Source organism: Streptomyces decoyicus (assembly GCF_019880305.1).
Lineage (GTDB): Bacteria > Actinomycetota > Actinomycetes > Streptomycetales > Streptomycetaceae > Streptomyces > Streptomyces decoyicus.
In genome coordinates this window covers 1-26,617 of sequence record NZ_CP082301.1, presented here as the reverse complement: position 1 = coordinate 26,617, position 26,617 = coordinate 1, and the positions used below count along the sequence as shown (strand labels likewise).

Genomic DNA, 26,617 nt, shown 5'->3' with positions numbered 1-26,617 from the left:
GCCCAGTCGGCGCTGGAGTCGACCGACGCGAGCTGAACGGCTAAGCCTTGACGGAGACGACGGCGCTGCACCTGCGGGTGCGGCGCCTTCTCCGTGTCCACACCCCTGTGCCGCTGCCGGTCGGGCACCGGTGGGACTGGGTGCCATGGTCGACCCTGGCCGGCGGCGCCGCCCACCTCATGCCCCCGAGCGACGAGGGCGCTTCGAGGAGGCTCTCGCGACGAAACTCCCCTGGCTGGGGATCTGCTGGTCCGAATCGGCGCGATCACGTTCCTAGTTGGCGCAGCGGCCACTCTCGCCACGGTGGCGCCGCTGTTCCTCGGGACCGAACCGCTGCCGTCCGTCTTCTACTGGGTGTGCATGCTGATGGTCTCGTTTTTCTGGTCGCCGCGGCTGGAGTGGTCCGTTCCGCCACGGCTCAGCGCCGTCAGGTGGCGGCGTCGCCCCCGTCCGCCCCTTCCGCCACATAGCGCGCCAGCCAGGACGGGAACTCCGTCAGGTCCGCGAGCACCACCTCGGCACCGGCGTTGCGCAGTTCCGTGGCGTCGCACGGGCCGGTGGCGACCGCGACGGACAGTGCGCCCGCGGTGTGCGCCCCGACGATGTCGCCGATGTGGTCGCCGACGTAGATCTGCGCGTCGTGCTTGCGCAGCGCCTCGGCCTTGCCCTTCGCCCACAGGGAGCCGAAGAGGGCGTCCACGTCGAGGCCGAGGTGTTCCAGGTGCAGCTTGGCGTTGGGCTCGTACTTCGCGGTCACCACGATCGCCCGGCCGCCCGCCGCGTGGATCGCGTCGATGGCCTCCCGGGCGCCGGGCAGGGCGGGCGTCGCCGCGACCGCGTACTGCGGATACAGCTCGCGGAAGAGAGCGGCGGTCTCCGCCACCTGCTCCTCGGGGAACCAGTGGCGGATCTCCTGCTCCAGCGGGGGCCCCAGCCGGCTCGCCGCGAGGTCGGCGTCGATGAAGGTGCCGGTCCTGGCCGACAGCTCCTGATAGAGGGCCTTGATTCCCGGGCGGGAGTCGATCAGGGTCATGTCGAGGTCGAAGCCGACCGTCAGGGAGTGTGCAGCCATGCCTGTCATTGTGCCTGCGGCGGCATCCCCGGTCAGGGAGGCACGACCCCGGCCCCCTCGGCGGGGCACCCGCCGCATCCGCCACACCAGGAACAACGCCGAGGCGACCGCCGCCACCCGCACGATCCCCGGCAGCCCCTCGGCCATCTCCTGCCCCAGCCGTCCCTGGGCGATGGGCTCGCCCCACCGCCCGTCGAACCGGCCCCACAGCCACACCACCATGCCGCCGACGACGATCCCCGGCACGCCGAGCGCCGCGAACTTGGCCTCGGCCCGGCTCAGCCGCCGTGATACGTAGGCGAGCCCCCAGCCGCCCGCCAGCGCGAGCCACGACCCCAGCGCCGCACCGGCGACCAGCAGGAGGACGGCCGGCGTCAGGACACCGACTGGCCCGGCACGGACCGAGGCTCGCTCACGCCGGACCCGCGGACGAGATTGCCTTCCTGGGCCCGGTGTTCATGGACGAGTCGGACGGCTATGGCGCCTTCCCCCGCGGCGGAGGCGACCCGCTTGACCGACCCGCTCCTGACGTCACCCGCGGCGAAGACACCCGGCATCGTGGTCTCCAGCATCAGTGGCCCGCGCCCGAGCGATTCCCAGATGTTCTCGTCGGCCACTGCCCGGGCGTCGGCGCCGGTGAGCACGAACCCCGGTCGGTCCAGCGCGACCACGTCCTTCAGCCACTCGGTGTGCGGCCGGGCGCCGATGAACACGAACAGGGCGTGGGCCGGCAGTTCGCGACGGTCGCCGGAGGCGTTGTCCTCCACGGTCAACGACTGCAGGGCGCCCTCTCCGTTGACCTGGCGCACTTCGGTGTGGGTCAGCACCTCGACCTTCGGATGGCGTGTCACCTGGTCCACCAGATAGCGTGACATGTCCTTGCCGAGGTCGCCGCTGCGGACGATCAGATACACCTTGGGTGCGTATTCGGCGAGGAAGAGCACCGCCTGGCCTGCGGAGTTGCCCCCGCCGACCACGGCCACGGGGTCCATCCGGCACAGGTTGGCTTCGTGGAGGGTGGCGGCGTAGTAGACGCTGGAGCCTTCCAGCCGGTCGATGCCCGGGACGTCGAGCCTGCGGTAGCGCACTCCCGAGGCCAGGACGATGGTGGCGGCCCGGATCTCGGAGCCGTCCGCGAAGGTGAGGGTGTACCGGCCGTCGCGCGGTTCGAGCGAGGTGGCCTCGGCGGGAACGGTGAGCTGTGCGCCGAATTTGCGGGCCTGGAGCACCGAGCGTTCCATGAGTTCGCCACCCGAGATCCCGGACGGGAAGCCCAGATAGTTCTCGATGCGCGAGGAGGTGGCGGCCTGGCCTCCGGTGGCCATGGCGTCGACGGCTACGGTGACGAGGCCGTCGGATGAGCCGTAGACCGCGGCGGCGAGCCCGGCCGGGCCCGCGCCGATCACCACCAGGTCGAATTCACCGTCGCCGTGCGCAGAGGTGGGGAGTCCGATGAGGCGGGCGAGGTCCGCGATGCTGGGATTGCGCAGTATTTGCTCTCCCTTCCACATGACGACCGGGGTCTCGTCCGGACGGATGCCGAACCGGCGCAGCAGCGCCTCGGCTTCCTTGTCCTTCTCCAGGTCGATCCATCGGTGTGGTAGCCGGTTGCGGGCGGCGAATTCACGCAGTCGCAGGGTGTTGGGCGAGTAGCACGAGCCCAGGATCCGGAAGCCGGCGCCTAGGCCGATGAGCAGGGACCGGCGGCCGAGGTAGGCGCGCAGAATCAGGTCCCCGAGGGCTGGATCGCGTGCCACCAGGGCCCGCTGGCGCTCCACCGGGACCGCGAGGACCTGGCCGGGCTTGCGTACGACCGCGGTGTCGAACGCCGTCTGCCCTTCGAGCAGACCGAGTTCCCCCAGAAAGCGGCCGGGGCCGTGTACCGCCACGGTGCGTTGGTCGGGACCGCCGTAGTCGTGGATGACCTCGACCATCCCGCTGACGATGGCAAGGAACTCCTCGCACGGTTCGCCCTCGCGGAACAGCACCTCGCCCCGCCGCGCGGGGCGGTACTCGCCGTACTGGGCCAGCGCATCGAGCTGTTCCGGCGTCAGCCGGGGGTAGGCGCCGTGCTGGTCGGGGGTTTCGGTGGGTATCCCGTCCGGACCCGCGGCAGTCATCAGACCACGGCCTCGTGGACGTAACACCAGCGCCAGTTCTCTCCCGGCTCGAGGGGCTGCACGATGGGGTGGCCGACGTTGGCGGCGTGCAGACGGGCGTGCTTGAGTGGCGAGGAGTCGCAGCATCCGACGTGTCCGCAGGTCAGGCACAGCCTGAGGTGCACCCAGGGAGAGCCGAGGCGCAGGCACTCCTCGCAGCCCTCGGGGGTGCGCGGCGTTACCGGGCGCACGAGCGACAGGTGCCAGTCGCTTTCGGTAGTCATGATGGTCGTCCTTCCTTGGCGGACGGGCTCAGCGGCGACCCGCGATGGTCTCCTCGACCCATTGGCGCAGCACGTGGGCGGGGGCGGCGCCGGCCTGTCGCGCAATCGCCTCTCCCTGGTCGAGAAGGAGCAGGGTCGGCACGGCCTGCACCTGGAATCGCTGGGACAGCCTGGGGGCCTGGTCGACATCGACCTTGACGAGTTTGATCTTTCCGGCGAGCTCGCGGGCGACCTGTTCCAGTGCGGGGCTGACCATGCGGCAGGGACCGCACCAGGTGGCCCAGAGGTCGACGAGGACGATGGGCGCCGCTTTATCGGCGATCTCCGCGAAGTCGTCATCGCCGGCATCGACGATCCAGGGCAACGGGGTACCGCAGTTTCCGCATTTGGGGCGCCCGTCCCCCGCTGCCGGCACCCGGTTCTTGCGGCCGCACGACTCACAGACGACCGTCTTGCTCCGGCTCGTTGTCACTGTGCTCACGCAGCCATCCCGTGGTCGGCCTGGGCCGGCCTGTCGTACGTCACGACCAGTTCACCGTTCTGGGCGTCGACCCGGATCGTCGAGCCGTCCTGTACATCGCCGCGGATCAGGGCCCGTCCGACGAGTGTTTCGACCTCGTGCGAGATGAAGCGGCGCAGCGGCCGTGCCCCGTAGACGGGGTCGAAGCCCTGCTGGGCGATGAGCTCGCGGGCCTGGTCGGTGAGCTCGACGCTGATCTGACGTTCGGCCAGGCGCCGGCGCAGGTCGTTGAACTGCAGCTCGACGATGCGCTTGATCTGGTCCATGCCCAGCGGCTTGAACAGCACGACGTCGTCGACGCGGTTGAGGAACTCGGGGCGGAAGTGGCTTTGCAGTTCGCCCATGACCAGGGCCCGTGCCTCGGGTTTGATCTCGCCCTCGGGGGTCACCCCGTCGAGCAGATGGGCGGATCCGATGTTGGAGGTCATGATGACGACGGTGTTGCGGAAGTCGACGGTACGGCCTTGGGCGTCGGTGATCCGGCCGTCGTCGAGTACCTGCAGCAAGGTGTTGAAGACATCGGCGTGTGCCTTCTCGACCTCGTCGAACAGGACCACGGAGTAGGGCTTGCGGCGTACCGCCTCGGTGAGCTGGCCGCCCTCCTCGTAGCCGACGTATCCGGGCGGCGCTCCGACCAGTCTGCTGACGGTGTGCCGTTCCTGGTACTCGCTCATGTCGAGACGGACGATGCTCTCCTCGGTGTCGAAGAGTGCCGCGGCGAGCGCCTTGGCCAGTTCGGTCTTTCCGACGCCGGTGGGGCCGAGGAAGATGAACGAGCCGATGGGACGGCGCGGGTCGCGGATGCCGGAGCGGGCCCGGATGATGGCATCGGTGACCAGCTTGACGGCCTCGTCCTGGCCGATCACCCGCTCGGTGAGGATCTCGTCGAGCCGCAGCAGCTTCTCCCGCTCGCCTTCCTGCAGCCGGGTCACCGGGATGCCGGTCCAGGCGGCGACGATCTCGGCGATCTCGTCCTCCGTGACGACCTCGCGCAGGAGCCGGGTATCGCCCTGCTTGGCGGCGAGCGCCTCCTCTTCGGCGGCCAGCCGGCGTTCGAGTTCGGTGAGTGTGCCGTAGCGCAGTTCGGCGGCGCGGTTGAGGTCGTAGTTGCGTTCGGCCTCCTCCGCTTCCTGACGCACCTGTTCCAGTTCCTGGCGCAGTTGCTGGACCCGCCGGATGGCCTGGCGTTCGGCCTCCCACTGGGCGTTCATGGCGTCGGCCTCGGCGCGCAGGTCGGATAGTTCGCGCCGGAGCTCCTCCAGCCGCTTACGGCTGGCGGCGTCGGTCTCCTTTGCGAGGGCCGCATCCTCGATCTCCAGACGGGTCACCCGGCGGGTGATCTCGTCGAGTTCGGCCGGCATGGAGTCGATCTCGGTGCGCAGCCGGGCGCAGGCCTCGTCGACGAGGTCGATGGCCTTGTCCGGCAGGAAGCGGTCGGAGATGTAGCGGTGGCTGAGGGTGGCCGCGGCGACCAGCGCGGTGTCCTGGATCTTCACGCCGTGGAAGACCTCGAGACGCTCGCGCAGGCCGCGGAGGATGGAGACGGTGTCCTCCACGCTCGGCTCGTCCACCATGACCTGCTGGAAGCGGCGTTCGAGGGCGGCGTCGGACTCGACGTGCTTGCGGTACTCCTCCAGCGTGGTGGCGCCGATCATGTGCAGCTCACCGCGGGCGAGCATCGGCTTGAGCATGTTGCCGGCGTCCATGGCGCCCTCGGCGCCGCCGCCGGCGCCGACGACGGTGTGGAGTTCGTCGACGAAGAGCAGGATGCGCCCCTCGGCGGCCTTGACCTCGCTCAGCACGGCCTGCAGTCGTTCCTCGAACTCACCGCGGTATTTGGCGCCCGCCACCAGCGAGCTCATGTCGAGGGAGAAGATGGTCTTCTCGCGCAGCCCCTCGGGGACGTCGCCGCGGACGATCCGCTGTGCCAGGCCCTCCACGATGGCCGTCTTGCCGACGCCCGGATCGCCGATCAGCACGGGGTTGTTCTTCGTCTTGCGGCTGAGGATCTGGGTGACGCGGCGGATCTCCGCGTCCCGGCCGATCACCGGGTCCTTCTTGCCGCTGCGCGCCTCGGCGACCAGATCACGGCCGTACTTCTCCAACGCCTCGTACGCGGCCTCGGGCGTCGCCGAGGTGACCCGCTGGTTGCCGCGGATGCGGGTCAGCGCGGAGAGGAAGACGTCCTTGGTGATGCCGTGTTCCTTGAGCAGACGTCCCGCCGCGGTCCTGGAGCCCTCATCGGCCAGTGCCAGGACGAGGTGCTCCACGGACACATATTCGTCCTTGAGCCGCTTGGCCTCCTGCTCGGCGGTGTCCAGCAGCTTGGCCAGCCGCTGGGTGACGTACACCTGGCCGGGTGTGGCGCCGGGTCCGGTCACCTTCGGTCTGCGTGACAGCTCGTTCATGAGCGAGGCGCGCAACGCCTTGGTGTCGGCGCCCGCTTGGTCGAAGAGCCGCGGCACCAGCCCGTCCGGCTGGTCGAGGAGCGCGAGCAGCAGATGCTCACCGTCGACCTCGGTCTGGTCCATCCGGCCGGCGATCGTCTGCGCTTCCTGAAGGGCTTCCTGGGACTTCTGGGTGAGCCGGTTCATATCCACGATTCATCACTCCTCGAGCCGGCGTTGCTGCGTCTCAACGCGGCCTCCAGCTCGCTGATCCGGTCGAGCAGGTCGAGCACCAGACCGAGGGAGGCGTAGTTGAGGGGGAGCCCGGCCCGTAGCCGTTGGATGCGGGCGAGAGTTGCGGGCGCGCCCGGGTCGAACCACAGCCGGCCGCTGTGGTCGCGGGTGGCGTCGACCAGGCCGAGGGTGACGAACCGCCGGACGAGATCGGGGTGGAGTCCGGAGCGCCGGGCCACGACGTCCAGGCTGAGTCTGTCGACGGGCGCGAGGGCGTAGTTGCGGACAACGACGTTCAGGGCCCGCTGCTTGTCCGGCGCCGTCGGCCGGCGATGCCCGGCCTCCGGCCCGGCGGCAGCGCGCCGTGGATCATGGGTCATCCTGGCTTCCTCGGGTCGAAGGTGGACACGGCAGCCAGCTCCTCGAAGAGCTCACGCTCCCGGTCGCCGAGTTCGGGCGGCACCATGATCCGGACCTCCGCGTAGAGATCTCCGTTGGCGCCACGGGGGTTGGGCATGCCCTCGCCGCGCAGCCGCAGCCGGCGGCCGCTGGACGAGCCCTTGGGAACGGTGACTTTGGCGGTGCCGCCGGGTGTGGGTACCGGTACCGTCGCGCCGAGCGCCGCCTCCCAGGGCGTGACGGGAAGCGCGACGTGGATGTCCCGGCCCTCCAGGCGGAATCGCGTATCGGGCTTGATCCGTACGCGGAGGTACAGATCTCCCGGGGGACCGTCGTCGCTGCCCCTGCCGCCTTCCCCGGCCAGCCGGATGCGCTGTCCGTCGACCACGCCACGCGGGATGTTGACGTCGTAGGTCCGCTGTCCGCCGGGCCCGGCGAGAGTGATGCTGCGATGGCCGCCGTGGTAGGCCTCCTCGACACCGAGCTGGATCTCGGCCTCCTGGTCGGCCCCGGGAACCGGGCCCCAGCGTGCGCCGCCTCCGCCGCGGCCGTACATCCCGCCGAACAGGTCCTCGAAGTTGATGCCGGAGCCGTCGAATCCCTCGCCGTAGTCGGTGAACCGGACCCGGCCGCCGCCGGTGGACCGGCCGCGGCCTCGGGCTCCCGCCCCGGCCCCCACGCCCGCGCCCACCCGTTCTTCCCAGTCCTCCGGGATCTGCCGGAAGTCCTCGCCGAAGCGGTCGTAGCGCTTGCGCATCTTGGGGTCGGACAGCACGCTGTACGCCTCGTTGAGCTCCTTGAAGCGCTCCTCGGCCTGCGGGTCCTTGTTGATGTCGGGGTGGTGCTTGCGGGCCAGCTTGCGGAAGGCCTGCTGTATTTCGTCGGAGCTCGCGCTGCGCTGCACCCCGAGCACGTCGTAGTAGTCCCGTGCCATGGGGCGTCACTCCTGCCGCTTGCTGACCATGACGGCCGCGGGGCGCAGCTGCCGGCTCCCCTCGCCGTAGCCGGGACGCACCACCTGCACGACGGTGTTCGGCTCGGCATCGGGGTCGTCGACGGTGCCGACGACCTCGTGCACGGCCGGGTCGAACGGCACTCCGGTCTCCTCGTAGCGGGGATACCCGAGCCGGCGGAGCACGTCGACCGCCTGGTCGCGTACGGCCTTGACGCCTTCGACCACGGCGGACGGATCGGATCCGGCATGTGTGAGCGCCAGGTCCAGATTGTCGACCACCGGCAGCCAGGCCACCGCGGTGCGGGCGCGTTCCTCGTTCCGTACGGCGTCCAGTTCCTTGGCATGGCGCTTGCGGAGGTTGTCGAGGTCCGCGAGGGCCCGGCGCCAGCGGTCCTGGAGCTCGTCGAGGGCCGCGGCGTGGTCGTCCACCTCCGGCTGCTCCGGGGGCAGGGCCTGGCTCAGCTCGTCCTGGGGCGTCGTCGGCTCCTGTTCGGTGGACATCGCCGCACCTCAGCTCTTGTCGAATTCGGCGTCGACCACGTCGTCGTCGGATCCGGCGGAGCTGCCCGAAGCACCGCCTGCCCCGGCGTCCGCCGTGGCCCGCTCCTCCGCGGACGGGCCCGCGCCTGCCTGGTGGGAGGCCAGCGAGGCGTGGATCTGCTGGAGTTCGGAGGTCAGCGACCTGACCTTGTCGAGCGGCGCTTCTCCCTTGACGGCTTCCCTGGCGTCGGTGACGAGCATCTCGGCGCGGGCCTTCTCGTGCGCGGGCGCGGCGTCGCCCAGCTCGTTCAGCCGGCGTTCGACCTGGTAGGCCACGGCGTCCAGCTCGTTGCGGGCGTCCACCGCCGCGCGCAGCGCCTGGTCCTCGCCGCGGTGCGCTTCGGCCTCCTGGACCATCCGCTCGACCTCGTTCTGGTCGAGGTTGGAGCCCTCGCTGATGGTGATGCCCTGCTCGGCGCCGGTGTCCTTGTCACGCGCGGTGACGTTCAGGATGCCGTTGGCATCGACATCGAAGGTGACCTCGACCTGCGGCTCGCCACGGGGCGCGGGGCGGATGTCCTTGAGCTGGAAGCGGCCCAGGACGCGGTTGTCCTTCGCGAGCTCGCGCTCTCCTTGCAGGACGACGATGTCGACGGCTCCCTGGTTGTCCTCGGCGGTGGAGAAGGTCTCCGTGCGCCGGACCGGGATGGTGGTGTTCCGCTCGATGATCTTGGTCATCACACCGCCGCGGGTCTCCACGCCCAGCGACAGCGGGATGACGTCGAGCAGCAGCACGTCCTTGACGTCGCCCTTGAGCACTCCGGCCTGGATCGCGGCGCCCATGGCCACGACCTCGTCGGGGTTGACGCTCATGTTCGGGTCCTTGCCGCCGGTAAGCCGGCGGACCAGGTTCTGGACGGCGGGGATACGGGTGGAGCCGCCCACGAGGATGACCTCGTCGATATCGCTCTCGCTGATCTTGGCGTCGGCCATCGCCTGCTTGACCGGTTCCATGGTCCGCTCGACCAGGTCGGAGGTGATCTGCTCGAACGTGGACCGCATGACCGTCTCGGTCAGATGCTTCGGGCCGGCGGCGTCCGCGGTGATGAACGGCAGGCTGACCTGCGTCTGGGTGACCGAGCTGAGTTCGGTCTTGGCCTTCTCCGCGGCCTCGAAAAGCCGTTGCAGGGCCTGCGGGTCGTTCCGCAGATCGATGCCGTTGTCCCGTTGGAAGTTGTCCGCCAGATGGTCCACCAGCCGTCGGTCGAAGTCGTCGCCGCCCAGGTGGCTGTCGCCCGCGGTGGACCGGACTTCGACCACCCCGTCGCCGACGTCGAGCAGGCTGACGTCGAAGGTGCCGCCGCCCAGGTCGAAAACGAGCACGGTCTCGTGCCCCTTCTTGTCCAGCCCGTAGGCGAGCGCCGCCGCCGTGGGCTCGTTGATGATGCGCAGGACCTCCAGGCCCGCGATGCGCCCCGCGTCCTTGGTCGCGGTGCGCTGGGCGTCGTTGAAGTAGGCGGGGACGGTGATGACGGCCTCCGTCACCTTCTCGCCCAGCTGCTTCGCGGCATCGTCGGCGAGTTTGCGCAGCACCAGAGCGCTGATCTCCTCCGGCGCGTACAGCTTGCCGCGTACCTCGAAGCGCGCATTGCCATGGTCGTCGGCGACCACGTCGAAGCCGACGGCCTTCGCCTCGTCCGAGATCTCGTCGAAGCGGCGGCCGATGAAGCGCTTTGCCGAGTAGATGGTTCCCTTGGGGTTGAGGATCGCCTGGCGGCGGGCCAACTGGCCCACGAGCCGCTCGCCCGTGTCGGTGAACGCGACGACCGAAGGGGTCGTGCGGCTGCCCTCGGAATTCGGGAGAACCGTCGCCTCACCGCCCTCCCACGCGGCGATCACCGAGTTGGTGGTTCCGAGGTCAATGCCGACTGCCTTAGCCATGGGGATACTCCTTCATCGAAAGCCACGGAAGCGTTCGCGCGCCCTGTGCCGCGGGGTCTCACTTCTCGGTGGCGGTCGTGCCGGCCGCCGCGCTCCCGAGCCGGTTGAGCAGCTTGGCGGCCTGATCGGCCACCTCGGCGTCCGCCACGACCTCGTACCGGGTCGGCTGCATCGTGCTGACCGAAGCGAAGTCGCGGCGCCCGCGCTGCACGCTGTACAGAAGCAGTCCGAGCAGCGCGCCGATCAGCGCACCGAAGATCAGCCCGTAAAGGGCCAGCAGCAGCGACGACAGCACCGGGTTGAGCCAATTGAGCAGACCGAAAAGCCAGCCGATCAGAGCGCCGGGGAGAGCACCGGACGCGGCCCCGCTCAGCGCCGCCCTCCCAAAGCCGACACGGCCGACAACTTGTTCGACGAGTTGCAGATCGTGGCCGATGATGGCGACTCGTTCCACCGGGAATTCCTGGTCGGACAGGTAATCGACGGCGCGTTCCGCCTCCGCGTAGGTGGGGTAGGACGCGATGGTCCGACGGTCCCGCTGGCTCATGTCCCCTCCTCCCGGCGCACGCCGCTGCTACTGGTTCACGGCTGACCGCTTCAGTCTCGCCATCGCAGGCGACCCGGGGCCTGCGCCTGCGAGGCCGAAATCCGTAGGCAATCTCGGTCTGCCAGGGTGAGCTGATCGAAGCCGACATATCGGACAAGATCTGCGTCATTGGGTAGTGTGGATCCCGGGCGAGTCCCTTAGAAAGGCCCGTGATCCCACCATGGCCACGACATCGGGCGCGACGGGCCGGTCCCCCCGGAACAGCTGGGGCCGCGAGCACCTGGCGAACCTGTACAGCCTTATCGTGCTCTCGATGATCATGAATGACGCGCCGGACGAGAGCGATGTCCTGACGCGGGCCGTCACCGCCGTTGGCACCCTCGGTCCGTGCCGCGCCGAGGCCGCCTACCTCACGCTCGACAACGGCCTGGCCCGCATCCCCGCCGACTGGCCCCACGCCACCCCCCACCTCGATGCCCAGGTCCGGAGACTGGGCGGTCAGGGTGGGCCGGTCACGGTGCCGGACCGGGAATGGGGCTGGAGCCTCGCGCTGCACAGCAAGGCGGACGCCGTCGGCCACCTGGTGATCAGCGCACCGTCCCAGCCCACCGATGACGAGTACTTCCTGCTGCGGGTCCTGGCTCAGCACACCGCGGCGGCCCTGACGCAAGCCCTGGCCCGGCGCACGGAACGCGACCGTACGCAGCGGCTTCGGCAGGTCAACGATGACCGGGCGGCCACGAACGCCCGGCTCACCACGTCCGTCTCCGAACTGGAGCATCAGCGCTCCGTCCACGAGATGCTCAGCAACGCCTCCGCGAACGACGACGGCGTACAGGGCATCGCCGGGGCCCTCCACCGGCTCACCGGATACCCGGTCGCCATCGAGGACCGCTTCGGCAATCTGTGGGCCTGGGCGGGCCCGGGCCGCCCGGACCCCTACCCCAAACCCGAGGCGACCCCGCACGAAGAGCTTCTGCAGGATGCGGCCCGCCGGCAGCGGCCGGTGCGGGTGGCGGAACAGGTCATCGCGCTGGCCCAGCACCGCGGCGAGGTCCTCGGCACCGTGGCCCTGATCGACCCCGAAGCAGGCGCCGGCGAGGAAGAACGGTTCGCCCTCGATTACGCCAGCGCTGCGCTGGCCCTGGAACTGGCCCATCTGCGCAACCTCGCCGAGGTGGAACTGCGGCTACGACGCGAACTTGTGGACGACCTGATCACCGGCACCGACGACGCGAGCGCCTACGCCAGGGCCGCCGCCGTCGGCCATGACCTGCACGGTCCGCACTATCTCGCCGCCGTGCAATGGGCGGGCCGGCCGGCCGACGATACCTTCGTGCAAGCGGTCGGCAGGTCGGCAGCCGGGCTGCGGATGCGGTCACTGCTGGCCAGACGGTCCGGGATGGCCGTCCTCGTACTGCAAGGCCGTCCGCAGGCGAAGGCCCTGCACGAGGCAGTGGGCCGTGAACTCGGCTCGCCCACCGGCTCGATCGGTGTGGGCGGCCGCTGCGACACCCCGAGCGAGATCCCCCGCTCGTTCCAGGAAGCGCTGCGCGCCCTGGAGGTCCGCCAGCGCTCTCAGTCCCCCCACGGCACCACGACCTTCGACGAACTGGGTCTCTACCGCATCCTGGGGTCGGGCGGCGGCTACCGGGAGGTCGAGCAGTTCGTCCGTGAGTGGCTCGGCCCGCTCCTGGACTATGACGCCGCACACCACTCGGACCTGGTCCAGACCCTCTCCCAGTACTTCGAGTGCGGCGGCAACTACGACGCCACGGCAGCCGCCCTCCCCATCCACCGCAGCACCCTGCGATACCGGCTCCAGCGCATCCGCGAGGTCAGCGGCAGCGACCTCGGGGACGTCGACAGCCGGCTGAACCTGCACGTGGCCACCCGGGTGTGGAAAGTCCTGGGCGGCTGCCCCTGACCAGGAGGCGAGCGATGCACCGGCGGACAGCGGACACTCCCGTGGCCGCTGTCGCTCACCTGGGCGGAGTACAACTGACTCCCGGCGACCACATCTGTGCCCTGTACTGGGGGCGTGCCGAGCGGGACCAGCTCATGACCCCCTTCTTGGCGGAGGGCCTGAGTGCAGGGCACATCTGCCTCCTCTTGGGCACCGAGGGCGACGGCTGTACTTTTCGCGACGTCTTGGCCTCTCACGCCCCCGCGGTGGGCCGGGGCGGCAACAACCTCCAGATCAGGGGCCCGGATGAGTATCTGCGGGACGGGACCTTCGACGGAGACCGCACACTGGCCCGGCTCTCCGCATGGTCGGACGAGATGTTCCCGTCCGACAACGACACCTGCGCCCGGCTTGCCGCCGATATGAGCTGGGCCCAGCCCTTGGTGCAGCCCGCCTTCGTCCAGGACCTGGTCCGCTACGAGATGCACGCGACCCGGTGGCTGCGGTCGCATCCCCAGGTGGGGATGTGCATGTACGACCTGGAGCTGTTCCACAGTGACCTGATCGTCCCACTGATCAAGGCCCATCCGAAGGTCTGGCTGAACGGCATGATCATGGAAAATCCGTACTTCCTCGATCCCGATGAGGAGACCGGGCCACCGGCCTCCGGGGAGACCTGACACCCCTCACGGCTCCGGGCGTGCGCACATCCCGCCGTCCGGTTCCGGCACGAAACCCCGGCTTGCCGCACGGAACGCGGCGCTGCCTATCCGACGTCCTTGGGTGGCGGAGCCGAGCCGTCACCGCGCCGCCGCCGGAGTTCCTGCTCCTCTTCCGCATCTGCCCCCTCTTCCTCCGGTGCCGGTCGCTCCTGTCGGTCCTCCCGCGCCTCCCGGACCGACTCGACATCCCGTTCCAGCGGTGTCGTGCCCAGCGCAGCCGTCAGCTCCTCCAGGGCTCCCAGCAAAAGTTCCGCGCCACGCCGCACCACCGGATCATCACCGCCGTCCGCGCCCTCCCAGGCGTCGAGCGCCGCCGCTACCCGCTCCCACCCCGGGGCCCGCCGCTCGCGTACGTCCCGCGCCGCACGCGCGGTGTCCGCCCGCAGAGCCGCCGCGAACAGTGCGGCCTCCGGGACGGGCCGCACCCCTCGTCCCGGCAGATGGGCCTCCAGAAGCATCGCCGCCCGCCCCATCGACTTGAGCGCCTCATACGCCTCCTGGGCCGCACTGCGGGTCAGTCCACGATGCTTCACCGGCTCTTGATTGGACCGCTCGAAAGCCTCGTCCCACGCGGCCTCCTTCTTACGGGCGGCAAGCAGTGCCTGCCGCACTTCCGCGCGATGCCCGCCGCCGGGATCCGCGTAGCTGCCGACCACCGCCGCCGCGTACCGCCCGTTCGCGGCGAGCCAGTCCGCGAGACGGTCCAGCAGCCGCGGGGTCTCCCAGGCCGGGAAGACCACATAGGCCAGCATCGCGAGCGCACCGCCGAGCAGGGTCAGCAGCACTCGGTCCCGCACCGTCTGGTGCCACTCCTCGCCCCCCATCCCGAGCAGGAAGACGACATACGCTGCGGCGAAGGACTGCGAGACCGCGTACCCGGTGCGCATCAGCAGGTACATCAACCCGGCCGAGACCACGGCCAGCCCGCCGGACAGATATGCGCCCGGGTGCGCCAACTGCACCACTCCGGTGGCCAGCCCGACGCCGACGAGAGTGCCGGCGAACCGGGCCACAGCACGGGAGTAGGTCTGGTGGAAGTCGGGCCGCAGCACCATGACGGAGGTGATCGGCACCCAGTAGCCGTGGCCCAGCGGAAGCGCATTGCCGAGCAGGTAGCCGAGGCAAGCCACCCCGGCGAGACGTACAGCGTGCCGGAGAACAGTCGAGTCCCAGGCCAGCTCGCGGAACATCGCACGCAGCACGACCGGCACCATCCGGAACATGGTCGGACGCACCAGTGCCGGGGCCTTAGCCGCCTGAGTGTCGCCGCTGTCCGCGGTCTCCACGACCTCGCGAAGCAGATCGAACAGCCGCACCGCTGCCAGCCGCGCCGGCCCCCGCAGCACCTCCTCCTCCCCGCTCCAGAGGACCTCCATGGCTTCGGAGGGCACCCGGACCGGGGTACCGCGGCGGATCGAGTGGGCAGCGGCGTCCAGCACCTCGCCGGCCGCCTTCAGGATTTCCCGCGTCCGGTCGCGTTCCGGCCCCTCCGCCGGAGCGCCGACCCGGGGGTCGGCGAGGGAGGCGAGGACCGGGCGGATGCGCTCGGCCAGGCCGCGGGGGCCGTGCAAGGCGGCGGGCCGCCGGCGCGCCTGCCACGGCGTGACCGCCGCGGCGTCCCGGGCCGTCATCATCGGTTCCGGGGCGAAGGGGGCCACCGGGTCGTGCCGCAGCCGTCGGGCGTAGTCGGCCACGGCGGCGAGGGCGTAGGCGAGCGCGTCCCGGTGCGCTCCCCAGCGGCGGATCGGGAACAGCAGGATCAGCGTCGCTTGCACCACACCGCCGAAGGCGATCACCGCGCTGTGCTCCAGCGCCTGCACCACGGTGGTCGGCAGGGTGATGGTCACCAGCATGATGCCGATCGTGGTGGCCGCGACGATCCCGGCGGTCGAGCCCGCGGCCCAGGCCATTCCGGCGCCGAAGGACCACACGGCGAGCAGCAGGAGGAACGGCACGGGGTGCGCCCCCGCCAGATATCCAAGGAAGGTGCTGAGCGCCAGGCCCGCGCCGGCGGCCAGCGCGAGCACCTTGCGCGGGCGCCAACTCCGCTGGAACGTGGCGGTGCCGGCCGAGAAGGCTCCGAACGCGGCGGACGTGGCATAGGCCGGGGAGACGAGCCACAGCGCGAGCCCGATCACGGTTGCCACTCCGGCCGCGGCGCGCAGTGCGACCAGCGGCTCGAGCCGGGTCCTCTCAATCGTCAGCCCGGAGCGCACGATCAGCCCCAGCGCCCGCAGCCACGTCACGGCGCCGAGCTTAGGGCGAGGCCGGGGCCGTCCGCCGTCAGCCGCACCGTGCAGCCGCCCACGTGAGGTACCTCGCGGTGTCGGAGCGAACCGAGGAGTCCGGCTGGAACGCCGGCCACCAGAAGGGGCGGATCCAGGTGCCGCTGTCACGGGCGCCGGCCCCGCGGCATCTCGATGTGTGGCGGCTGCGCTCGGGTTCCGGGAGCCGGGCAGCCAGCTGAGTGTTCGCCTGGGCGAGTGAGAGCACCTACTTGGGATCTTCTCCATTCGGTCGTGTGATCGTCTTCATGAGGCGGGGCAGGGGGATGAAGCCGTCCGTCGTTCCGAGTTCTCTCGGGGTCGGTATGGCGGGTGTGGGGGGGGCCGCGAGGCGTTCGGCGAGAGCGGTGAACGCTTCGCGGTCTCCTTCGAGGCTTCGCGTTCGTCGTCGGTGAGGTCGAACTGCTGGAGCATCTGGTCGATGCGGTCCTTGACGGCTAGCAGTTGGCCGCGGGTGGAGTGCTTGGGACGTAGAACGGGCAGCGTGCGCAGGCCAGCCGGCGCGGACACTTGGCGAAGAAGTCGTCACTGCAGTAGCGCTCGCCGGCCATTGCTGCAGGTCGTTGAGGGTTAACGGCTCGCGGGCGTTGAGAAGGTGGGAGGCGATGGTGGCGCGGGCCCGCTGGCTGGTGAGCGCGTCGCGCGAATCGGACTGGGGGACACCGATGCCCGGCTTCGGGTTCGGAGAGGCACGGTAGGACGGGGAGCGGTTGGCTGCTCCCGAACTGCCGCCGGTGCCCGTGAGACCGCGGGGCGGGTGCATTGGCACAGGGCGGTGCGGGGACGGCAGGCGGGGCGTGAGTCTGGCTCAGGAAAGTTCTTCCAGCATTCCGTGCACATGAGCCACGGCAACCTCTATGTCGGTGTGCTTGTACTGCCCGGCGCGTGACTCCGCGGAGAGGACTCCGCAGCGGTGCACCTTCTCGAAGTCGCCATAGGGGAACTTGTACCGGCCTTTGTTCTCTTCGTTCTGTTCGTCGTCTTCGCCGAGGTACCACTTCCGGTATTCGGCGAAGCCGTGCTGCTCCAGGTAGCGGTTCTCCTCCTCGGCCGAGGGGCGGTGTTCGCTCCACTCGTCCCGGTCGTCGAGTACCACCTGCCGTTCCTTGACCAGCTTCTTCGCGTGATCAAAGGCTCGTGCGTTCAACTTCACCACCACGAGGTTCACACCTCCCACGCGTTGCCGTGCCACGGGTCTGCGGGAAAGCCTCCGGGAATGACGCTCACCGGGGGGAGGGGATAACGCTCGATTGCCTGACTGTGTGCCCCTGTATCCGCGGCGGATGATCCGCCGGTCCGGAGCGTCCATGGCTCATGCGGCGAGGTAACGCTTCGCGTCCTCTTCTTTACGCCCATCCTACGCCGCCGACGGGCCGCTCTCACGGCCAATTCCGGGAACTTTCCGATCGCTTGGCCTGTCAGGTGAAATAAGCGCCACGGCTTCGGCCTGGCATGCGCAGGCGTGCCCCGGAGGTGCCTGGAATCCTGGAACTGGGAATTGCCCGCCGGTGCGCGGACAGTCGCCGGTGTGGGGCAGTCACCGAGGGCGAGGAGGCGAAAGGCATGACCGTGATGGGCGTGTCCAGGTTCGAAAGGTTCTTCCGTGCCGCCGCAAGTCTCGATGTGGACAAGAACGATCTGAAGCGGTACAGCGACTTCGTCGACGGCAAGCTCTACGACCTCCTGCTCGTCGCCCAGGCCGCGGCCAAGGCGAACGACCGGGACATCGTCGAACTATGGGATCTACCGATCACCAAGGGGCTTCAGGAGAGCATTCACCGGTTCCGGCGGCTGGACGAGGAGGTCGAGCTCAAGCCGATCCTCGAGCAGTTGGCCGCGCACCCCCTGCTCGACCGGGCACCCAGTGAGGAGACCGAGGCCCGGTACCCGGAGATCATTGGCGGGCTGAGCCTGGCACTCGCCGAAACCTTCAAGATCATGTACCCCGGCGTCAAAAACCCCCAGACCAAGCACTGGGAGGGCGCGACCGCCATCTTCGACCTGCTCCTGTAGCCGGCCCTGCCCGGATTGTGCAGGTCACCCCTCCAGGGGCCAGAGCCACCCGCCACGTTCCTTGATCTCTCCGGAGATGACCAGTTCCTGGCCGCTGACCTCGACATCGATGTCCTTGCTCTTCATTCCGGGGAGCTCCACGTCGACCTGGTAGCTGTCGTCGGTTTCGGTTACATCCGCGAGCGGGATCCACGTCGGCATGGCTGTGCTGGGCACGCCTCCCACGGTGACTCGATCAGCCCGCCCATCTGGTTGATGAGTTCGTCGAACTCCGCCAGCGGGTTCCGCGTCCGGTAGGTCTGCCGCTCCATCGTTCCACTCGTACGCTGTCGTCGGATGGGTGAGGTCATCACCCATCACCTCCGTCCTCTCCTGTCTTCGGGGTCTTTCCGGGTCCTTCGCCGTGGCCGGCGGCCCGGCCCGGCGGACCGTAGAGGTCATCCGGCAGGTTCTTCGCGCGCGACTCCCGGACGGCCTCGTGCAGGGCGTTTCGGAAGCGGCCGGGGCCCCACGACCGTCCGTCGACGGTCCGCTCGAGCTCGTCGCGCCGGGTCGGGCCGTGCTCTGCGAGGGCTCGGGAGACCTGCTCGATCTCGTGGTCGAGGGACCGCTCGGCCATGGCCGAGGTGCGGCTCGCTGTGCCGGCCGTGCCGGCCATGCCCGGTGAGTAGAGCGAACTGCCCGTTCCCGGACGGTACCGGCGTACCCCGGTGCGCTCGCGTTCCCGGCGACGGGCCGTGCGGTCGGCGATCCGCCGCTCCCGCTCGCGGGCCGCCTGCCGGACGCCCTCGGGGCGGGCGCGTTCGCGGACGGCGTCCGGAGAGGGCTCGTTGCGCCAGTCCGCCTCGGCCTCCCCAGCGGTGAGTGGTCTGGCGATGTTCTCCAGGGACTGCTGCTCGGCCCGGACACCGAAGAACACCTCGGCCAGTCCGCCTAGGGCCATGGCCGCGGCTCCGATGAGGAAGCCCAGGGCCACCAGTCCGGTGTGACCGCTGTGAATGAAGTTGCCGAACAGCAGCGGCCCGGTGATACCGCCGACGGCCGTACCGACCGCGAAGAACAGGGAGATGGACAGCGCGCGGGTCTCCATGGGGAAGACCTCACTGACCGTCAGGTAGGCCGAACTCGCTCCCGCGGAGGCCACGAAGAAGGTCACCGAGATCAGCGCGAAGAACGACCATGCCGTCAGCGAGCCGGTGATCAGCAGGACGGCGAGGGCAACGGCGACGGCCGCCGAGCCGAAGTAGGTGCCCGCAATCATCGGCTTCCGGCCGATGGTGTCGAACAGTCGGCCCAGGAAGAGCGGTCCGAGGAAGTTGGCGACCGCGAAGATGGCCAGGAAGTACGGGACAGAGCTCGACCCCACACCGAAGAACCCGCTCAGTACGGTGCCCAGGTCGAAGATGATCGCGTTGTACAGGAACGCCTGTCCGACGAACAGCGCCAGTCCGAGGATCGCGCGGCGTGGATACCGCTGCAGGGCCACCCGGGCGATCTCCGTGAAGGGGATGACATCGCGCTGCCGGATGGTGATGGCCTCGCCCGGTTTCGGCAGGTCCTGGCCCCTCTCCGCGCGCACTTCGGCCTCGATCCGGTCGACGACGCGCTCGGCCTCCCCCTCCCGTCCGTGGATGAACAGCCATCGCGGGCTCTCCGGGACGTGACGGCGTACCAGCATGATGCCCAGGCCGAGGACGCCGCCGAGGCCGAACGCCAGCCGCCAGCCGAGGTTCGGCGCGAGCAGATGCGTGTCGAGCAGGACCAGTGAGACCAGGCCCCCGAGCGCCGCTCCGACCCAGTAGCTGCCGTTGATGGCCAGGTCCACCTGACCCCGGTTGCGCGCCGGAATCAGCTCGTCGATGGCCGAGTTGATCGCGGCGTACTCGCCGCCGATGCCCATGCCGGTGATGAACCGGGCGAGGAAGAGGTACCAGGCGTCCTGGGAGAACGCGGTGGCGACGGTGGCGAGGATGTAGATCCCCAGCGTCACCATGAACAGCTTCTTACGGCCGAAGCGGTCCGTGAGACGGCCGAACAGGAGCGCTCCGAAACAGGCTCCCGCCACATAGATCGCGGCGGCCGTGCCGATGTCGGCGCTGGTGAGGGAGATGCCGCTGCCCGGCTCGGTCATACGGGCCGCCACTGCGCCGACGATCGTCACTTCGAGTCCGTCGAGAATCCAGACGGTCCCGAGGCCGATCACGATCCGCCAGTGAAAGCGGGACCACGGCAGTCGGTCGAGTCGGGCCGGGACGCGGGTGGTGACTGTAGTCAGTTCGGTGCTGGTGGTCATGGTGTTCCTCCGCGTACTCGCCATCAGCAGTTCAGTGGAGGAGCGGGCGGGCGGGCCGGATCGCCTGGCTCCGCGTAGGGTGGATCTCTATGTTGCGCTGTCGCCTTCTCGGACATCGCTTCCGCTTCCTCAGCGAAGGCGACACGATGCGCTGGCACTGTGCGCGCGGATGCGGGGCGCAGGGCGCCAAACGGTATCCGGCGGCCGAGGATGCCCGGCGCTATGCACGGGCCTTCGACCACGAGGACCAGGAGGACCTGGGGCGTCGGGCGCCGCTCGTCGGGCTGTTCCCGCTGCGGCTGCTGCGTGCGCTGCGCGAGCACCGTGCGAAAAGAGCCGGTACGGGGCCCGGTGTCACGCCTCCGCCACGCTGACCGGCCGGGCCCGGCACTCCCGTACGGGCGGGCGGCACGACGCTGGCGGGCCCCACGGTGGTACGCAAGCGCGGCAAGCGGGTCGGCAGCCATGCCCTCACCTCGCGCTCTGATCGGCGCTTAGTTGCGGTCTGGGGTCCGCGTGGGACCGGCCTGGGACCGCGTCGTACGGAGGTGACGGCCGGTCTCCAGTGTATTCCCGTGGGGCAGACAAAGGAGAGCCGCGCCGGAGGGCGGTGGACAGCAGACGTACCCAAGGCCCCCGGTTGCCCGCGCCGCAGCCCACCTGCGCTCGGAGGTCGAACGGTGGGGAGGGCTTTCACCCCGCAGGCGGAGGTGCGAGGCCGGTGCGCTTGCGAGGGTGAAGGCAGCGACACGCAAGGACGCTGTCTGCGATCGGGCCGGCCGGCGCAGTGACGGCCAGCATCAGGACGCCGACACGGCGCTCGGGTGCGAGCGGCGGGCGGCCCGGTCGCTCGGGTGGCGGAGCAGGAGCGCGGCGCAGGGACGTGTGAGCGCCGTGCACCGGTCACGGTCGGGCTTATCGGCCCGTGGCCTCGGCCACCGGCGCGGTGTAGCTACGGCAGGATCTCCTCCCAGGTGCCCGCCGATCTGCCAGGACGTACGGTGCGGTCCGCGGCGCGGGACATGTACCCAAAGCACATCTGCGGGCCGCTGCCCGCAGCGAGCAGAACGAGAAGCTCACGACCTGGAGGAGCAGCTCGTCGGGCTGCTGCCGGTCACCGGTTCGTCAATGCGGACCACTGAGTTCGGACGGGTCTGTCAAGGAGCAGACCACGGCCCGTGGCGCCTCCGCCCTCTGCACTGTGTCGGTCACCGAATGTCCGCTGACCGAGGGGTACTCGTCACGTCGGCGGCAACGACACGATGCACTGCAACTGGTACACCGGCAGCAGCTTGGCCACCGCCAGCCTGATCCCTACCAGGGCCTTCAAGACCTCGCCGCTCCGGCACTCGCCTTCCACGAAGGAGAGCTCCACCTTCTGCTCGCGGGCACCGACCGGCGGCTGTGGCACACCGCTTACTACAACGGAGCGTGGGGCCCCGCTACAGGCGTGACCTTCAAGTTCGGCGGGGCGAAGAGGCGCCATGCCTTGCAGGTTCGGGGAACCAATGGGCCTCCGTGATGACAGAACTTGATGGTGTGCCACTGGGGGCGCCGTCACGTGAGTGACGGGGTCACAGGTCCAACTGGAGTTTGAGCAGGCATACGACTACGTCGGTGCGGGAACTCAGCAGGCCGGCCATGAGAATGCCCCGTTGGTTCTGGAGAATCCGGTAGCGGCCGTGCAGGGGTTCCACCTGGGGGATGAGTACGGCGACCTGCCTGCCGTTGCGGGCGACCTGCTCGACGTAGCCGATGACTGGATGGACCAGGGAGTGCTGGGGGCTGTCGATGATGTCGAGCCGTGGGCCGGGGTTCCATCGCGCCCAGTCGGCGCGCATGGCGTCTGCTTGCGTCCGGTCGTCGAAGACGGCGACCACGACGACCTCATCGCCCAGTGAGGACGCGGCGTTGAGGGCGGCGGCGGCGACCATGTCGACCCTGCCCAGGGGGACGATGACCAAACTGTGGGTTCGTGTGGGGCGTGGCGGGGTGCCGTCCAATCCGAGTTGGTCGCGAGCGCGCGTGTAATAGCGCTCGATCCGGGAGAACAGCTGCATCAGCAGCGGCACGATGAGGACGACGATCCAGGCACCGGCGAGGAACTTGGTGGCGAGCAGGACGATTCCGGCGACGGCGGTCAGCACAGCCCCGACGCCGTTGATCAACGCCCGGGGCAACCAGCCGTCGGGGCGTTGCATGCTCCAGTGCCGGACGAGGCCGATCTGGCTGATGGTGAAGCCGACGAAGACGCCGATGGCAAAGAGCGGGATCAGGCGTTGGGTGTCGGCACTGACGACGACCAGCATGACGCCGGCCAGCACCGCCAGGGCCACGACGCCCCAGCGGTGGACGGGCCGCTCCGAGCGGAGGGCGAACAGATGAGGGAGACGGTCGTCCTTGGCGAGGACGCTCATCAGGACCGGGAGGCCGCCGAAGCTGGTGTTCGCGGCGATGCCCAGCACGAGAGTGACGATGAGGCTGATGGCGTAGTAGGCCCAGCCGGTCCCGAAGGCTCCGGCGGTCAGCTGGGCCAGCAGCGTCACACCGCCGCGTGGCACCACGTGATGGCGGCGGATCAGCAACGACAGCCCGATGAGCATGGCGCCCAGCAGCAACCCCAGCATCAGCTCGGTGTGTTGCGCCCGCTTGACGCGTGGTTGGCGGAACATCGGAACGGCGTTGGCGATGGCCTCCACCCCGGTCAGCGCCGAGCATCCCGCGGAGAACGCCTTGAGCACCAGGAGCACGCCCAGCGCCTCGACGGCGGGGAAGGACTGGGACGTTCCGACCGTGGCTGCGGGATGGGCCCGAAACAGCCCCACGACGATGACACCGATCACGCTGACGATGAACAGCACTGTGGGCAGCATCAGCACCCGCGCGCTGTCCGCGATGCCGCGCAGATTGACGACGGTGAGGACGAACAGCGCGATCAGGCATACGGCCAGAAGATGATCGGAAAGCACGGGAAACGCCGATGCGAGGCTCGCGGCGCCGGCGGCGAGACTGACGGCGACGGTGAGGACGTAGTCGATGATGAGGCTGGCCGCGGCCATCAGACTGACCGCTCTGCCCAAATCCTTCTTCGCCACCGCGTAGGCTCCACCGCCGTCCGGGTGCACGGCGATCACCTGGCGGTAGGAGACGACCAGGACGGCCAGCAACCCGGCGATGACCAGGGTGATCGGCAGCATCGCCGTGAGCGCGCCCGAACCGGCGGCCACCAGCACGACGACGATGGCCTCCGGGCCGTACGCGACCGAGCTGAGGGCGTCCAGTGATAGGGCGGCCAGCCCCTGGATCACGGTCAGGTGGGACTTTCCGCCCTCGCCATGTCGCCGTGGGACCTTGGGGTGAGGTTTCTTGAGCGCAAGCCCGAGCGTCACGTGAAACTCACTCGTTCATTTGGCGGATGCACCCACCCATGCCGGGCCGTGGCACAACGGCAATGCTCATGATGTCTCCATTTCGGTGAGAGGTAACCGCCTGATCCAGCTTCGGAGAGTCTCCGGGGTCCTGCACGCCCACCGCGCTGGACGGGTGCGACGTGGAGGACGCACCAGGCGCAGGTTCTGGACCTGGCGGACATCCAGGGCACGGTGCTGCGGCAACGGCCCTCGCGCTACACCGGCGCCTACTTCCTGCTACGCATCGACGACCCGGCGGACGGCCGCCGCATGCTGCGGCGCCTGGCACCCCAGGTGGCCACAGCGGCCAACTGGTGGGGCCCCGGAGCGGGCCTGGCTGAACGTGGTCCTGAGCTATTCCGGGCTGCGTGCCCTGCGCGTCGCGAGTCATCATTGGAGAGCTTTCCGGCGGAGTTCCGCGAAGGGATGGCGCTCAAGGGGTTCGGCCGGGTGGCGATGCTCATGGAGAGCCACGTCCTGCGGGCCGACAGCCGTTTCGTCCCCGAGGCGGAGCGGTTCGCCGAGGCCCAGGAGGCGGACACCACGCAGGCGGCAGTCGACGTGCGCCGGCACAGGAATCCGGTCTGGGGGCGCGTGGAGGGAGTGCTCCACGCGTGGGAGGACGCAGCCGCCGGGGACCGGAGCCCGGTGGTGCGGGGCGCGGGGCGCGGGGCGAGACTGCAGAAACGGGCCTTGGAGGACCTCGCGACGGCCGTGAGCCGCACACCCCTGGAACGGGACGTCGGCTCTGCTCGCGAGGAGCAGCGGGTTCGGGCGGCCGTGGAGGCGGAAGGTGACGGATCAGGACCCGCGCACCGGGGTGGATGACGGGGCCGGCGACGGGGAGCGCCCCGCCTCCTGGAGCGGGAAGTAGTCTCCCGGCCGCGTCGAGCGCCGCCACACGTACGCCGCTGTCGCCATCACGAGGATCAGCCCCGCCAGGATCAGCAGTTCGATCCCCTCGACGTTCCACCGGAAGGTCTTCTCCGCCTCGGCCGTCACGATGAGCACCTTGCGGATGCCGGCAATCAGGCCGACGACGAGGAACGGCTCCGCGTCGAGGGTCTGGTTCCTGATGGTGAGGCGGACGGTGTGGAGCAGCTCGGCCACGATGAACAGCACAAGGCCGTTGTCCAGGGCGGAGAGAACGACCGTATCCTCGCGGTACGGCCCCTGGATCGACCTGATGATGTCGTGGACGACCCCGACGGTCAGGAGCCCCGCGAGCAGTACGAGGAGCGTCGCGACGACGAGGTGGATGCCGTCCTCGATGAGTTGCAGGAGGCCCTGTACCCGGCCGCCCTCGATCTTCGGAAGAATGGGTCGCACAGTCAGCACCCTAAGGGTGCCACGGCCCGCAGGCGCGGCGTGCTGTCGAACGGGTGAACGGGTGGACCCTCCCTATGGTGGCAGCCTGGGGAAAGGGACGAGGCGCGACATCACCGAGGCCTACCTGGCGGCAGGACGCGTGTGTATGAGGCGGCCCGACGCGGACACGAACGGCAGGAACCTGCGGCTCGTCCTGGTCGCAGGGCCGGGCCTGCCCTCCGAGATCGCCCGGGACCTGCCCCCGCCTGCCGGAGGGATCTGCGCCGCCGCATCGCCAGGGGCATCCGCTGGCGGGCGGGCACCGTGACGGCGCCCCTGGTGGCGGACGAGCCGGTCGACGTGTCCGACGTGGCCGAAATCGTCGGCACCCGTCTGGAGGACGGCGACTGGGACACCGGGGTCTTCCTCACCGACCTGCCGAGCCGGGCGGAGCGCAATCCGGTCAGCACCGAGGTCGACCCTGAGCACAGGGTCGCACTGATCTCACTGCCCGCCCTCGGCTCCCGGCGTCTGCGGCGCCGGGGGCGGCAGGCGGTGGTCGGCGTCGTCAGGCAACTGGCCGCGCAGGACGAAGAGCCGCTGGCTTCCGCCGTCGTCGGCCGTCCGGCACCCGGGGAGATTCCAGGCGCGAGCGCCCCGCGGTGCGGGGCCTGGGCGGCCACGTCCGCCTGGTCCAGGGCAGGGTGTGCGCCAACCGCCCCTGGGCGGCTGTGCACGAGCCTGTCCCGCGCCCTGGCGGGCGTCTTCGCCGCCACCTTCAACGCCCCGCTGGCCGAGGGGAGCTCCGGGAGGCGTTCAATCGTGAGGCTGCCCCTCCCTCGTACTGCGGGATCTGTACTCAGCGCGGCATCTGAGAGCAGGTGGAGGTGCCAGTACAGGTGCAGTCGGCCTTCGGCCGTTGGATCTCGCCGCCGGTCGGCTAGGGCGCGAGGACGGGCGCGGGATCGTCGAGACCGAGACGCACGCGAGGCGGCCGAGGTCGGACCGTTCGTCTCCGAAGATGGTGGGTCAGAGATAGGAGACCGGGGCTGGCTGAGGCCGTGTCCCGTGCGCGAGCGCGGGTGTCCCGCCCTGCACACAAAGACGGCTCCAGCGCTGCGAGTTCCCTATGCGCTTCCGTGCGCCCCCGCGTTGCGGCTGCTGTGCTGGGAGCATGGGTGGGTGCTGTCCCGGGTCGGGGTCTGACTCATGAGAACTCTGACCGCGGTGTCTTACTCACGCTGTGTCGACCGCTGGCCGGGGATGGTGCATTGCCGGCACCGGGCCGGCCGGGGGTGTCCCGATAGGGGCCTGCCGACCAAACAGGCTTATTCACAGTTCTGACCGTCCGGGCGGTCCGGTGCCGGCACGCGGTGCGCCAGCGGGTGGGAAGGTGAACGAACATGACCGATTCGTCCTTGACCCCGCGTACTCGCCGACGCCGGCCGACGGGGGAGGTGGTCCTTGGCGTGGACACGCACCGGGACGCTCATGTGGCTGCCGTGCTCTGCCTGGTGGGGGCGGTGATCGGTACCGAAGAGTTCCCGGCCACCGCGGCCGGGTACCGCCAACTGCTTCAGTGGGCCAGCGGCTTGGGCACGGGGCGGCGGGCCGGGTTGGAGGGGACCGGCTCCTTCGGGGCGGCCCTGTCCTGCTGGCCCAGGGCGTGGAAGTGCTCGACGTTAACCGGCCCGACCGGACCGACCGCCGTCAGCGCGGCAAATCGGACCCGCTCGATGCCCAGAACGCGGCCCGGGCGGTG

Annotated in this window: 23 protein-coding genes and 2 pseudogenes; 7 read left to right on the top strand and 18 right to left on the bottom strand. The window is 69.7% G+C overall.

Features of this window, described 5'->3' with window-relative positions; all coding sequences use genetic code 11:
- Nucleotides 1-231 precede the first annotated feature (231 nt).
- Nucleotides 232-470, top strand: a pseudogene (locus K7C20_RS37895) (hypothetical protein).
- Here the strand turns inward: K7C20_RS37895 and K7C20_RS00120 are convergent.
- From K7C20_RS00120 to K7C20_RS00075, 10 genes are all read right to left on the bottom strand, one after another.
- On the bottom strand, nucleotides 428-1,072 hold the full coding sequence (locus tag K7C20_RS00120) for an HAD family hydrolase (protein WP_053209405.1): 645 nt from the start codon (nucleotides 1,070-1,072) through the stop codon (nucleotides 428-430). The pseudogene K7C20_RS37895 and the gene K7C20_RS00120 overlap by 43 nt on opposite strands.
- Before the next feature lie 374 nt (nucleotides 1,073-1,446).
- Nucleotides 1,447-3,192 carry an FAD-dependent oxidoreductase gene (locus K7C20_RS00115; protein WP_030082445.1) on the bottom strand — a complete coding sequence of 582 codons (1,746 nt, stop codon included), beginning with the start codon at nucleotides 3,190-3,192 and terminating at the stop codon, nucleotides 1,447-1,449.
- Nucleotides 3,192-3,455 (bottom strand): UBP-type zinc finger domain-containing protein, encoded by a 264-nt coding sequence (locus K7C20_RS00110; RefSeq protein WP_030082447.1) that lies wholly within the window; start codon nucleotides 3,453-3,455, stop codon nucleotides 3,192-3,194. Before K7C20_RS00110 ends, K7C20_RS00115 begins: the two co-directional genes overlap by 1 nt.
- Nucleotides 3,456-3,483: 28 nt before the next feature.
- Entirely contained in the window at nucleotides 3,484-3,927 is a 444-nt protein-coding gene (gene trxA, locus K7C20_RS00105) for a thioredoxin (RefSeq protein ID WP_030082449.1), read from the bottom strand.
- A 5-nt stretch (nucleotides 3,928-3,932) separates the two neighbouring features.
- Complete coding sequence (gene clpB, locus K7C20_RS00100) at nucleotides 3,933-6,575, bottom strand: ATP-dependent chaperone ClpB (RefSeq protein WP_030082451.1); 2,643 nt, start codon at nucleotides 6,573-6,575, stop codon at nucleotides 3,933-3,935.
- A complete protein-coding gene (locus K7C20_RS00095) occupies nucleotides 6,566-6,976 on the bottom strand; it encodes a chaperone modulator CbpM (RefSeq protein WP_078953265.1) in 411 nt (136 codons plus the stop codon). The genes clpB and K7C20_RS00095 overlap by 10 nt, the downstream gene beginning before the upstream one ends.
- Nucleotides 6,973-7,929, bottom strand: coding sequence for a DnaJ C-terminal domain-containing protein (locus K7C20_RS00090; protein WP_030082457.1), 957 nt, complete (start codon nucleotides 7,927-7,929; stop codon nucleotides 6,973-6,975). The genes K7C20_RS00095 and K7C20_RS00090 overlap by 4 nt, the downstream gene beginning before the upstream one ends.
- Nucleotides 7,930-7,935: 6 nt before the next feature.
- Entirely contained in the window at nucleotides 7,936-8,451 is a 516-nt protein-coding gene (locus K7C20_RS00085; RefSeq protein ID WP_107083421.1) for a nucleotide exchange factor GrpE, read from the bottom strand.
- Between the two features lie 9 nt (nucleotides 8,452-8,460).
- Nucleotides 8,461-10,371: a molecular chaperone DnaK gene (gene dnaK / locus K7C20_RS00080; protein ID WP_053209398.1), complete on the bottom strand. Its 1,911-nt coding sequence runs from the start codon at nucleotides 10,369-10,371 to the stop codon at nucleotides 8,461-8,463.
- 58 nt (nucleotides 10,372-10,429) lie between these two features.
- Complete coding sequence (locus K7C20_RS00075; RefSeq protein WP_053209399.1) at nucleotides 10,430-10,918, bottom strand: general stress protein; 489 nt, start codon at nucleotides 10,916-10,918, stop codon at nucleotides 10,430-10,432.
- A 313-nt stretch (nucleotides 10,919-11,231) separates the two neighbouring features.
- On the opposite strand from K7C20_RS00075, the gene K7C20_RS00070 reads away from it, so the two are divergent.
- Both K7C20_RS00070 and K7C20_RS00065 read left to right on the top strand, forming a co-directional pair.
- Nucleotides 11,232-12,845: a PucR family transcriptional regulator gene (locus tag K7C20_RS00070; RefSeq protein ID WP_245171277.1), complete on the top strand. Its 1,614-nt coding sequence runs from the start codon at nucleotides 11,232-11,234 to the stop codon at nucleotides 12,843-12,845.
- Nucleotides 12,846-12,859: 14 nt separating this feature from the next.
- Nucleotides 12,860-13,504 (top strand): MEDS domain-containing protein, encoded by a 645-nt coding sequence (locus tag K7C20_RS00065; protein WP_048829556.1) that lies wholly within the window; start codon nucleotides 12,860-12,862, stop codon nucleotides 13,502-13,504.
- A gap of 86 nt (nucleotides 13,505-13,590) precedes the next feature.
- Here the strand turns inward: K7C20_RS00065 and K7C20_RS00060 are convergent, their stop codons facing one another.
- Nucleotides 13,591-15,792 carry an FUSC family protein gene (locus K7C20_RS00060; protein WP_053209401.1) on the bottom strand — a complete coding sequence of 734 codons (2,202 nt, stop codon included), beginning with the start codon at nucleotides 15,790-15,792 and terminating at the stop codon, nucleotides 13,591-13,593.
- 77 nt (nucleotides 15,793-15,869) lie between these two features.
- Here K7C20_RS00060 and K7C20_RS00055 point away from each other — a divergent pair, with 77 nt between their 5' ends.
- Nucleotides 15,870-16,013 carry a hypothetical protein gene (locus tag K7C20_RS00055; RefSeq protein WP_160328730.1) on the top strand — a complete coding sequence of 48 codons (144 nt, stop codon included), beginning with the start codon at nucleotides 15,870-15,872 and terminating at the stop codon, nucleotides 16,011-16,013.
- A 626-nt stretch (nucleotides 16,014-16,639) separates the two neighbouring features.
- Here the strand turns inward: K7C20_RS00055 and K7C20_RS00050 are convergent.
- Nucleotides 16,640-16,990 carry a hypothetical protein gene (locus K7C20_RS00050; protein WP_030082472.1) on the bottom strand — a complete coding sequence of 117 codons (351 nt, stop codon included), beginning with the start codon at nucleotides 16,988-16,990 and terminating at the stop codon, nucleotides 16,640-16,642.
- A 404-nt stretch (nucleotides 16,991-17,394) separates the two neighbouring features.
- Here K7C20_RS00050 and K7C20_RS00045 point away from each other — a divergent pair, with 404 nt between their 5' ends.
- Complete coding sequence (locus K7C20_RS00045) at nucleotides 17,395-17,844, top strand: DUF1931 family protein (protein ID WP_030082474.1); 450 nt, start codon at nucleotides 17,395-17,397, stop codon at nucleotides 17,842-17,844.
- A gap of 24 nt (nucleotides 17,845-17,868) precedes the next feature.
- Here the strand turns inward: K7C20_RS00045 and K7C20_RS37890 are convergent, their stop codons facing one another.
- Together K7C20_RS37890 and K7C20_RS00035 are read right to left on the bottom strand one after the other, a co-directional pair.
- Nucleotides 17,869-18,060, bottom strand: a complete 192-nt coding sequence (locus K7C20_RS37890) for an Hsp20/alpha crystallin family protein (RefSeq protein ID WP_245171279.1) — start codon at nucleotides 18,058-18,060, stop codon at nucleotides 17,869-17,871.
- A gap of 133 nt (nucleotides 18,061-18,193) precedes the next feature.
- On the bottom strand, nucleotides 18,194-20,137 hold the full coding sequence (locus K7C20_RS00035) for an MFS transporter (protein WP_030082476.1): 1,944 nt from the start codon (nucleotides 20,135-20,137) through the stop codon (nucleotides 18,194-18,196).
- A gap of 146 nt (nucleotides 20,138-20,283) precedes the next feature.
- Between K7C20_RS00035 and K7C20_RS00030 the strand changes: the two genes are divergently transcribed.
- Nucleotides 20,284-20,511, top strand: a complete 228-nt coding sequence (locus K7C20_RS00030; protein WP_209443950.1) for a hypothetical protein — start codon at nucleotides 20,284-20,286, stop codon at nucleotides 20,509-20,511.
- Nucleotides 20,512-21,377: 866 nt separating this feature from the next.
- Here the strand turns inward: K7C20_RS00030 and K7C20_RS00025 are convergent.
- Together K7C20_RS00025 and K7C20_RS00020 are read right to left on the bottom strand one after the other, a co-directional pair.
- Entirely contained in the window at nucleotides 21,378-21,548 is a 171-nt protein-coding gene (locus K7C20_RS00025; RefSeq protein ID WP_160328731.1) for a hypothetical protein, read from the bottom strand.
- Between the two features lie 163 nt (nucleotides 21,549-21,711).
- On the bottom strand, nucleotides 21,712-23,526 hold the full coding sequence (locus K7C20_RS00020) for an APC family permease (protein WP_030082479.1): 1,815 nt from the start codon (nucleotides 23,524-23,526) through the stop codon (nucleotides 21,712-21,714).
- Between the two features lie 450 nt (nucleotides 23,527-23,976).
- On the opposite strand from K7C20_RS00020, the pseudogene K7C20_RS00015 reads away from it, so the two are divergent.
- Nucleotides 23,977-24,375, top strand: a pseudogene (locus K7C20_RS00015) (FUSC family protein); the annotation flags it as partial.
- Here the strand turns inward: K7C20_RS00015 and K7C20_RS00010 are convergent.
- Nucleotides 24,349-24,876 (bottom strand): phosphate-starvation-inducible PsiE family protein, encoded by a 528-nt coding sequence (locus K7C20_RS00010; protein ID WP_245171281.1) that lies wholly within the window; start codon nucleotides 24,874-24,876, stop codon nucleotides 24,349-24,351. The pseudogene K7C20_RS00015 and the gene K7C20_RS00010 overlap by 27 nt on opposite strands.
- A gap of 1,555 nt (nucleotides 24,877-26,431) precedes the next feature.
- Nucleotides 26,432-26,617, bottom strand: a 186-nt coding sequence (locus K7C20_RS00005) for a hypothetical protein (RefSeq protein WP_222892550.1), incomplete at its 5' end; no start/stop codon positions are given.

Bases quoted from the DNA above. Each gene is read 5' to 3' on its own strand.
- K7C20_RS00120 (WP_053209405.1), bottom strand. From the start codon at position 1,072: ATGGCTGCACACTCCCTGACGGTCGGCTTCGACCTCGACATGACCCTG.
- K7C20_RS00115 (WP_030082445.1), bottom strand. From the start codon at position 3,192: ATGACTGCCGCGGGTCCGGACGGGATACCCACCGAAACCCCCGACCAG.
- K7C20_RS00110 (WP_030082447.1), bottom strand. From the start codon at position 3,455: ATGACTACCGAAAGCGACTGGCACCTGTCGCTCGTGCGCCCGGTAACG.
- K7C20_RS00095 (WP_078953265.1), bottom strand. From the start codon at position 6,976: ATGACCCATGATCCACGGCGCGCTGCCGCCGGGCCGGAGGCCGGGCAT.
- K7C20_RS00090 (WP_030082457.1), bottom strand. From the start codon at position 7,929: ATGGCACGGGACTACTACGACGTGCTCGGGGTGCAGCGCAGCGCGAGC.
- K7C20_RS00085 (WP_107083421.1), bottom strand. From the start codon at position 8,451: ATGTCCACCGAACAGGAGCCGACGACGCCCCAGGACGAGCTGAGCCAG.
- dnaK (WP_053209398.1), bottom strand. From the start codon at position 10,371: ATGGCTAAGGCAGTCGGCATTGACCTCGGAACCACCAACTCGGTGATC.
- K7C20_RS00075 (WP_053209399.1), bottom strand. From the start codon at position 10,918: ATGAGCCAGCGGGACCGTCGGACCATCGCGTCCTACCCCACCTACGCG.
- K7C20_RS00070 (WP_245171277.1), top strand. From the start codon at position 11,232: ATGATCATGAATGACGCGCCGGACGAGAGCGATGTCCTGACGCGGGCC.
- K7C20_RS00065 (WP_048829556.1), top strand. From the start codon at position 12,860: ATGCACCGGCGGACAGCGGACACTCCCGTGGCCGCTGTCGCTCACCTG.
- K7C20_RS00045 (WP_030082474.1), top strand. From the start codon at position 17,395: ATGACCGTGATGGGCGTGTCCAGGTTCGAAAGGTTCTTCCGTGCCGCC.
- K7C20_RS00035 (WP_030082476.1), bottom strand. From the start codon at position 20,137: ATGACCACCAGCACCGAACTGACTACAGTCACCACCCGCGTCCCGGCC.
- K7C20_RS00030 (WP_209443950.1), top strand. From the start codon at position 20,284: ATGCGCTGGCACTGTGCGCGCGGATGCGGGGCGCAGGGCGCCAAACGG.